Consider the following 9,317-nt stretch of genomic DNA (forward strand, 5'->3'; position numbering starts at 1 on the left):
ATGAAGGGTGCTGTGACTGATCGATGAACCCTTCAACATCCGTTCCTGCAATGCGCATGACACCGGGGTGGGGGTGAGTTGAGGTACGGGGTGGTTGTGGGCTGGGGTGTTGCAGGTCAGGTGAGAACCAGTCGTGGCGTCTCCCCGTGGGATGGTGGGCTCTCTGGCCTGGTGTTATGTCAACTGTGTTGAGAATCCCCGGCTTTACCGCAGATGGGGTCTGCGTCTAATGGCACCAGGCGCCTTTTCGCTGTTCCGGCCTGTTGTGCCTGGCCAGGGCCGTGTGGGCGGCTACTTCCTGCGGGTGCTGCCGGCGGGGCGGTGATGTTGTTCGGCGAGGTGGTCGAGCCGGACGGCTTCCAGCGTTGGTTTGGTGATGCGTTCGGTGTCGTCGAGGATCGCGGTGATCGCTGCTTGGCGAATCAATCGGGTGAGGCTCCCGATCCGCCCGGCGGTCCGTTGGTGGAGATACGGGGCGTGGCGGACGAGGGTTCCCGGCGGGTGTGCGCGGAGGTCGAGCGCGGCTTCTACGCCGGTGATCAGCTCCTTGAAGGGGTGTTGTTTCCCGAGGCGGGCGGGGAACGCGCCGCATTCCACGAGGCTGGCGCGTGCGGCGAGTTGGGCTCCGCGCACGCCCGTGAACAGGGCGGTTCCGGTGACGTCGATGCCCGCGTACACGAACGTCGCACGGATGCGTTCGGTGAGGTCTTTGAGCAGGTCTGCGGTTTCCGCGCCGGTGGTGGTGCGGGGGTTGAGCCGGTGGATCTCGTCGATCATCACGAGTCGCACGCCCACCTGGTTGTAGGTGTGGCAGACGGCGTCGGTGATCTGGGCCTGGGTCATGCGGCTGGTGACGGGGACGCCCAGGTAGCGGGCGAACTCCGTGGCCAGAGCTTTCGCACTGGCTCCCGGCGGAACCAGTACGTAGGCGACGGGTACCAGTGCATGCGTGCTTCTGGCCGGGAGCGGGTCCTGTTGGGTGTGGGCGAGGTGGCAGGTCCGGCCGACATGGAGCAGGGCGGTGGTTTTCCCGGCCGCTGCCGGCCCGGTGACGATCAACGAGGGCCGAGCAGTGTTCTGTTGATGCCGTCCCAGGATCATCAGGGTCCGCACGTTCGTGGTGAGCGTCTCGATCGCGGGCGTGCGGACGGTGACGAACGCGGAGTGGTAGGCGAGGCGTTCCTCAACGCTGCGTACGGGCTCCCCGGGTGCGGGCGGTCGCGGGGGAGGGGTAGTCGCGAAGTGCTGCCAGCCCTGCCAGCTCGTCACCGGCCACGCCCTGTCGACACCATCATCGGTGGGCGTGCTCCCCTTGTCTCCGCCCGACCCGTCCATGCCCGCCGTCGCAAGGAGCCCGCCGCCCAGGCTGTGGTGCTTCACCATTTGAGGGCCTCCTCCTGAGCGTCGTAGAGCCCGTACCCGGCCACCGGCACGGCCGGACCACCCGGAGTCTCGTCTTCGCCCTCGGCAGGGTCCTCCTCGTCTTGGTCGAGCTCGTCGAGGCTGTCCTCGCCCGTGACTGCCGCGGCCGCGCCCGTTGCCCGCGCCTGTGTATCGGGCCCGTCCCCTGGAACTGGTGGGGGAGTGCGGGTGGTGGCGTGGCGGGCGAGGAGGTGCTTCTCGGTGCGGGTGGCTGTTCCGGTCCGGGTGCGGCGCATGAGCTGGTCGAGGGCTTCGGCGAGGTCCGCCTCGTAACCGTCGTGGTCCGCGTGGCGTGTGGTGATCGTCTGCAGGTACTTCCAGGTGCGGTCGTTGAACGGCTGGTGGGAGTGGTCCCGGTGGATCCACGGGATCTCGGTGAGCCCATGGTCGGGGAGGCGTACCCAGATCTGGCGGACGTCGTGCGGGTTGGTGTGCACCTCCCATTTCCCTCCGCGGGCTGCGACTTCGGATTTCTTCCCCCGGTGCGGGCCGAGCAGGTCGTGGTCGTAGGTGCGGTGATGCAGGCGGATGCCGTGCTCGGTGATGGCCTGCCACCGCACCGGCAGCAGCTCCAGGTAGTCGGCGCCGCTCAACGGCACGGGTATGTGTCCGGCGACGGAGACCAGCGCGGCCCACATCTGGTTCGGGGACAGCGCGGTCTTCGGCAGCACCGGATGCCGCAACCCTTCGTGGGGGCGGTGGTGCCAGTGGACGAGCCACTCATCGAGGAGGTCCTGCAGCTGAGCGACGCTGTAACAGGCCTCGCGGGCCACGTCTTTGCCGCGGCGGGTGACGTCGGAGCCGGTGTAGCCAGGTAGGTGCTGGCAGAACAGGGTGTTGATCGACCCGAAGGTCCGCTCCACGATGCCCTTGGCGGTCGGCGCGAACGGCGGCGCAGCCTGCACACTGATCCCGAGCGCTTCACAGGCGCCCGTGAATGCCCGCGAGACGAATACTTTCCCCCGGTCCACCACGACCGTCTCCGGCACGACCACCGGCCGCGCAGCCGCCCCTTCGAGGCGCTCGTCCAACGACAGCAGCCGCTCCCCGGGCAGGAGAGCGTTGTGTGCGAAGTGCAGGACGTCGGGCCACGTCGGCCGCGCTGGATGCGGCACCGCCATCTCCGCCAACAGCAGGGCAGCGTCGACGGCCTGGGTCCCGCCCGGGCACAGCACCGCCGCGAGGATCGCCCGGGTAGCAACATCGACAGCGATCGTGAGCTCCGGGCGTCCCAGGCTGCCGTCCTCGTAGAGCGCGAGGACGTCGAGGCGGGTGGTGTCGATCTGGACCTGTTCCCCGGGCCGCAGAGCCACGGTCGGGGTGAACCTGTGCCCGTCGTCCGTGAGCGGCGCACTGCGCACTCGGTGCGCCGGGTGATCGGCAGGGTGGGCGAGCTGGTTGACGAGCCGGTAGAACGTGGCCTGCGCCGGCATGGGCACCGTGTCCCCGTGCCGGTCTTTCAGGAGCTGCGCGACCAGCGGCATCAGAGCTTTGACGGTGCCCTTGGAACGTCCCCGCTGCCCTCGCAGCACGTCCTTGACCGCGGCGACGACCCGCTCGTCCTGACGCCCGCCACCGTCACCGCCCTTCGGGCTGCGGGCGGTGCGGTGGTCAATCAGCCCCCACAGCCCCTGCTTGCGGTAGGCGAGCCGCATGCGCTGCACCGTCGACCTCGACACCCGCCCAAAGCCCAGAGACGTCAGCTCGCGGGCCTTGGCCTGCTCCCGCTCGGCCAGCGTCCACCGATCCGGGTCGTACTCCGCCCGCACCTGACCGCTGCTGTCCGCACCGCCGGGCCGGCCGCATTCCACTTCGCGAATGTGCCGCTGCCAGGCCAGAGCCTTCTCCCTCGCCGCAGCCGGAGCGGTCTCGAACAGACCCCACTGCGGCACCGCCTGAGCCCGCTCCGCCTCCGCCCCCAGCACCGCGAAGCCGGGATCGGCGAACAGATACCCGGCCAGCAACACCTCATCCGCCCCCTCCTCGCCGACCAGGTGCACCTGCTGCCCGGACAGTGCGACGACCTGCCACCGCATGCCACGAAACCGCACGTGGGCCCCCACCGCGACCACCGGCCGCCCACCGGGCCGCTTCCCGCTCACCCCGCCCCCACCCCGACACCCGCGCCTTCCCACGCGGCCCGGGTCAAGACGCGTTCGTGCAGCGGCACGTCCAACGGCGCCGTCAGCCGCCCGCCCCACAGGGCACGGAACACGACGGGGAGGACCTCGATCGGATCACCGACCACGCTGGCACCCTCGATCAGCGGACGCGGCCGCTGATACGCCTCAACGACCTTCTCCAGCAGGCCTGTTCGCCCTCGGTAGCGCGGATGCCGGTAGCCGGCCAGCCACTTCACGTTGGCCTCCACCACTTCGTCCAGCCGCTCAAGGCGCCGGTAGACGAACCCCACCTGCGCACACGCTTCCGCCATCACCGCGACGGCGGTCCGTGCCCGCTGCCCGCCAGCCTCGGCGTGGCTGGGGCAGTCGGCCAGCATGCCGCTGCCGTCCACGTACCGCACGAACAACTGCGGCACCCACGACCGCTCCCGCCCCCGGCCGTCCCGCCACAGCACCCGCACTGGCCGGCCCGCCATGCCGACCACCTGAGGATCACGGTCGAGGACCATCAACTGCATGCGCATCGCGTGGGATCCCGAGACCACGTGCCGCCCGGTCGTCGCCGACCACCACAGACCCGGGCCCCACCTGCGCCCCGGAACGACCGGGAATGCCGACACCGGATCGAGCTCCTCAAAGGCCATCGCAACAGCCGCGTCCGCCCACCGCTGCTGCACCACCTGCCCCAACAACGGGTCGACGAAGACGGCCTCGAACCCCGCCCCGACCGCAACATCCAACTGCCCGGACCCTCCCAGGCCACCCACCACGCTCCTGCCGCTCACTCACCCCACCCAAACGGCACCCCACCGCGCCGTAAGACGTTCGCACGTTCTGATCACAGACCGCCCCGCAATGCGCTAGAACCAGCGAACTCCCCGCCCACACACGCCCCCGGTGCCTATTCGTCGTGCGTGTCCCGGTGCGTTCCGAGGGCTTCGGCTGCTTCCTCCGGGGACAGACGCGCCCACTCGGCCACGTCCTTAACCGGCACTCCGGCGTTCACGGCCGCCACCATGACCCGCAGCGTCACCTGGTCGAGCAGTTCCGTGCCACGGCTCAGCAACTCCAGCAGGTGCCGGGCCACCTCGCGCGTGGTGCCGCTCTGCGCGCCCCGCAGCTGGGTCAGCTGCTCCCCGGCATCGCCAATGAGGTTCTCGATCCACATGCGCTGCTCCGCAGGCACCGTGGAACGCCACCACGTGCCCGATCCCGGCGCCTTCATCTCCTTGGCCCGCACCCGCAACTGACCGGCCATAGCGGCCACTTGATGCTCCTTGGACACCCACCACGGATCATCAGCCCAGCCAGGTGGTCTGCTCTTGCCGCGCCGCTCGCGTACGACGGCGCCCATCCACGCGATCAGCGGCCCGCCGTAGTCGGTCGCGGCCAACGGCCCCAGCCAGGGCCGGCCCACGCGCTCACCCAGAGCCCGGCAGAACGCCCCGTCGGCGGGCAGCGGCCGCGGCCGCCCGGCCCCGCTGTCCGCCCACACCCGCTGCGCCATGACCGGGTCCAGCAACGCGTCCGCGACAGCGACCACTTCGGGGAAGATGACCGCATCGCGCCCCACGATCCGCCACCGCTCCAGCTCCTCGCCCGCGTTACCGCCGGCGACCTGGTGCAGCCGCCCCGGCCACACCTTCTCCCGCTCCCACTGCAGCGCTTGCTCCCACCACCGCGCCACCACCGCATACGCCAGCGCGAACACCCGCTCCGGCTCCACCCCACCCCGCACCGCCCGCCGCGCCACACCCACCCACCGACGCTGCGCCACGATGACGTCCGGTACCGCGCGCAGATCCAGATGCTCCAGCTCCTGGTCGGCGTCCGCATCCATCAGCCACCGCCCGTGCCGGACACACACCCGCTCCCACCGCGCCGCGTACCGCACCCACCGAACCGCCGCCCCGCACCGCAGGGCGGCACAGAGACGGCAGCCGAAGGCCACCGGCCCCACGACCGCACCACCGGTGCGCCACACCGCCGTCGGCACCTCGTCGCCCTCGGCATCCAAGGCGGCCGCCTCCTGCGTCCAGGAAGGCAACGTCCACGCCATCACCGCGCTATCGACACCGCACAAGCCCGCCAGTACCTGCCGCCCCGACGCGTTCAGCACCACCTCGGCATCCGCCCTCACGCCCCCATCCCGATGCCGGGACCGAGAGCCGCGCCACCGCCACTCCGAGCGCAGAGCGGTCTCCGGCACCCCGTACCGACCCGCGAGACGACAGATCACCGAGAACGTAGTTTCACCACGCAACGGCGCCACACGGAAAACCCCCCGTCTCAAAGCGTCTCCGTGCTCGCCCCAGGGCCTGTTCACCAAGCTCGTCACTTCCTGGCCGTTCACCAGCGCATGCCCAGCTGGTCCAGATCACTATGGCGCTCTGGGGTGAGCTTCGCTGCGCGCCTTCGTACGTTCGCCACCCACATGCCCAACGCGACCGCCACCATGCCGTCGGGGGTGGTCTCACGCCCCGAAGCGGCGGGCCCGGCGTCCTCGACCGGCAGGTGCTCGATGTGTTTGCGGGGGACGTCCAAGTGTCCTTCGCGGGCCCGGTATTGACGGGCGGCAGCAAGGTTGAGCAGCCACTTGTGATCCTGTGTGCGCTTGACGGGCCGTTCCTCGTCTCCGGCCGCCTCAACACCGAGGACGTTGTGGAGCAGCCACTGCTGGGCGGGCTGCAGCGTCTCGAAGCCGTAGCGCTGTGCCTGAACCCACCGCCCCAGGTCCTCGCCTTGCACGACAACTTCACCCGCGGCCGTCGGCAGGCTCCCGCCGCCGACCACGTGGGCCTGGGTGAGTCGGAAGCACCGCTGCCATCCCACATCCCATGCCGGACACCAGCCGGGGTCGATCTCCTCGAGCGCTTCGCGCCGTGACTCGAGCAACGCGCCGGCCGCCGATTCGACGGGCTCGCCGGCCTGGCGCTGCTCCTCGACCTCGTCGGCGAGTTTCGCTGCGGCGCGTTGGTTCTTGGCCCAGTTCCCGACGGGATAGCCGTTCCACACTGCGGTGACCGGTGGCAGGAAGTGCCCGTGCTCCACAGCCCATTCACGCGCCGCAGCGAGGCCTTCGGCGAAAGCGAGCTCCTGGTGGGACCACACCATCCCCAGCGCATCGAGTTCAGCGACCCGCTCGGCATCCAGCCGTCCGGCCTTGTTGTCCTGGCGCTGCTTCTTCAGCCACACCCCGAGCGGAAACCCTGCGGGCGACCACGTCTCGGGCGTGACGTAAACGTAGGGCACCCGCAGCTGTTCCGCGCCGGTCTCTTTCACGTACCGGGCGCAGGCCTCGATCCCGCGGCGCCAGTACTCGCCCTCGGGCTCCAGCACCCGCAGCCGCACGAACCGCGCCAACTCCACAGGATCCCGTGGCGAGGAGAACTTCAGCAGTTCCCGCGCCCCCGCACTGACCGGATCCGCCGCCTCCTCGCCACCCAGGCGATCGACGTCATCCCCGAATGCGTCCTCGCCCTCGACGGCCGACCCGCCATCGACGCCTTCCTCTACCCAACTCCCGCTACGTGAACGGGAGTCGGCGAGGGCTTCGATCGTGTCTGTGTCGTGGGCCCGCAAGGCTTCCAAGATCTTGGCCAGGGCTCCGTAGGCCGGGGAAGTGAGCATGTCGTCGGGATTCTCGCCCTCTCCGAGAAATACCGGAACGATCAGCGAAGCAACTTTTCCTTGCCCGGGTTTCATTCTCAGAGCACGGCCGACCATTTGCACGATATCGACCATCGACCCGCGCACATCGCCGAATGCAATCGAGTCCGCGACGGTGTCGACGCCTTCGCCCAGTACCTTGACCGACGCCAGAACGCGCAGCGCCGCGGGCAGCAGTTCAGGCTCGGCCTCTGCGCCCTCGCCGCCTTCGTGGTCCTGGTGCTCGATGACGTCGGAGTCGAACTCCTCGAGCACCGCACGCCGGTAGGCCGGGGGGTGTTCGCCGTGAAGCCAGGAAGCCCACACGCGCTTCGGGTCCGGATACGTCCGCGGATCGTCTTCCCACAACCGCGCCGCAGCAGCCGGCACACCCTCGGCCATGGCTTCGGCCTCGGCGACGCGGGAGTGGAAGGTGAGCAGCTTGCGCACGTTCTCCCGCGCGGCCGCGGTGAGGACGCCGGCCTGCAGCGCGGCCAGCCGCGCCCCACGCACCCGCTCTGTACCCGTGCCGAGCTGTGTCCGTTGCCCATGTTCGGGGTCGTGGATGTCGACGCACACGACCTGGTACGGAGCCACCAGTCCCCGCCCAATGGCCTCGGAGAGCGTCAGCTTGTAGGCGACCGGCCCGAAGACGGGGGAGTCCTCGTTCATGCTCGCGATCAGCCGCGGCGCCGTACGCCCTTCTGCTGCTTCCCACACCCGCGGCGTGGCCGTCATGTACAACCGGCGTGCGGCAGGGATCTTCTGCTGGTCGTGCACGGCCGCCCACGGCTTGAGCCCGTCCCCGCTCGTACGGTGCGCCTCGTCGACCACCACCAGATCCCACGCCGCAAGGCCGGCCGCGTGCGCCCGCTGGAGAACACCGACCGAGGCGTAGGTGCTGAACACCGCCACCGTGTCCAAATCCCGTGTCCACGCCAGGAGTTCACCCGCATCGGTCGTGCAAGGCACTCCCTGGGATTCCGACGCGGGCAGCGAGCACACCCCGACCATGGCTCCGGAACGCCCGCCATCACGCCGCCAAGCCGCCGCCATCTGCACCAGCAGATCCTTCGTCGGCACCAGCACCAACACCCGCCGCGCACCAAGGCGTTGAGCGACCGCAGCGGCGATGAGGGTCTTGCCGGACCCGGTGGCGGCGATGCACTGACACCGCAGCCCTTCCGCCGGCAGCCGCCCACCGACGGGCGTCTGCAAGGCCCGCAGGAGAGCGTCGACCGCCTCGACCTGATGCGCCCGAAGAACCTGCGCCCCAGAGGCCCGTTCAGCCATCACAGGGCAACGCCCCAGACCTGCGCCATGTCGCTGAGCATGGTGTCCGGGAGCTCACTGTGGTTCCAGGCGATCCGCAGCTTGAACCGGGAGCGAACCTGGGACAGCCGCTCCCAGACGATCAGGCTCTCCGGCTGACTGGCCAGCACATAGCGCCCGTGCTTCAAGTAGTGAGCGGTGGCAGGCCCGTAATCGGCGTAGTTCCACTCAAGACGCTCACGGAAGCGCTCGGCGAACGCGGTCAACTGCTCGCCGTAGAGGGCGTGGTCGTCGATGGTCTGCGACAGGACCGCGACCACGTCGCGGGACAGGTCCTTGTCGTAGGGGTGATCGACGAACGTCCGGTAGATCTGTCCGGCTGTGTCGAGGAGTTGACGTTCAGTCTGCAGTCCTGTTGGCATTTCTTCTCCCGTGGTGAGCTTCTCTGCTAAATTCATGGAGGTTCCTTACGTGAATACAGGGCAGCAAGAAGAGAGTGTCCCACCTCTGAATCCACCGCCTGCCTGATGGCATTTCAGAACCGACCTCTCCCGGACAGGTAGTACGTTCTCAGATCCAAAGCTACCCGAGTCATAACTTTGACACACTCTCTTCTAGAGGGTTGGCTCGAAGTGACCGCACTGGTACGGTCGAAGCCTCGATGCGACCGAATCCCACACCCCTGCATCCGCAAGCGGCGCGTGCCGCCGGCAGTGACAGCACACCTGAAACCCCGTCAACCACCTGCGCAGGAACCCCACTTCGTAGCCAGCCCAAGGCCAGCGCGGAGCGCAGGCCGACAGGCCGGATCGCGGAGCGATCCGACCCGTCGGGACGCGGAGCGTCCCGACG

The 9,317-nt window shown here is 69.2% G+C and carries 6 protein-coding genes; all 6 read right to left on the reverse strand.

Annotated elements, in window-relative coordinates:
- Positions 1-291 precede the first annotated feature (291 nt).
- On the reverse strand, positions 292-1,383 hold the full coding sequence (locus RCO28_RS38575) for a TniB family NTP-binding protein (protein WP_308946075.1): 1,092 nt from the start codon (positions 1,381-1,383) through the stop codon (positions 292-294).
- Entirely contained in the window at positions 1,377-3,458 is a 2,082-nt protein-coding gene (locus RCO28_RS38580; protein WP_308946076.1) for a Mu transposase C-terminal domain-containing protein, read from the reverse strand. The genes RCO28_RS38575 and RCO28_RS38580 overlap by 7 nt, the downstream gene beginning before the upstream one ends.
- A 62-nt stretch (positions 3,459-3,520) precedes the next feature.
- Positions 3,521-4,285, reverse strand: a complete 765-nt coding sequence (locus RCO28_RS38585) for a TnsA-like heteromeric transposase endonuclease subunit (protein ID WP_308946077.1) — start codon at positions 4,283-4,285, stop codon at positions 3,521-3,523.
- 161 nt (positions 4,286-4,446) lie between these two features.
- A complete protein-coding gene (locus RCO28_RS38590) occupies positions 4,447-5,685 on the reverse strand; it encodes a DNA-binding protein (RefSeq protein ID WP_374991330.1) in 1,239 nt (412 codons plus the stop codon).
- Positions 5,686-5,894: 209 nt separating this feature from the next.
- Positions 5,895-8,486: a Helicase associated domain protein gene (locus RCO28_RS38595; RefSeq protein WP_308946079.1), complete on the reverse strand. Its 2,592-nt coding sequence runs from the start codon at positions 8,484-8,486 to the stop codon at positions 5,895-5,897.
- On the reverse strand, positions 8,486-8,923 hold the full coding sequence (locus RCO28_RS38600) for a hypothetical protein (protein ID WP_308946080.1): 438 nt from the start codon (positions 8,921-8,923) through the stop codon (positions 8,486-8,488). Before RCO28_RS38600 ends, RCO28_RS38595 begins: the two co-directional genes overlap by 1 nt.
- Positions 8,924-9,317: the final 394 nt, after the last annotated feature.

The organism is Streptomyces sp. LHD-70 (assembly GCF_031157275.1).
In the GTDB taxonomy this organism is placed as follows: Bacteria; Actinomycetota; Actinomycetes; order Streptomycetales; family Streptomycetaceae; genus Streptomyces.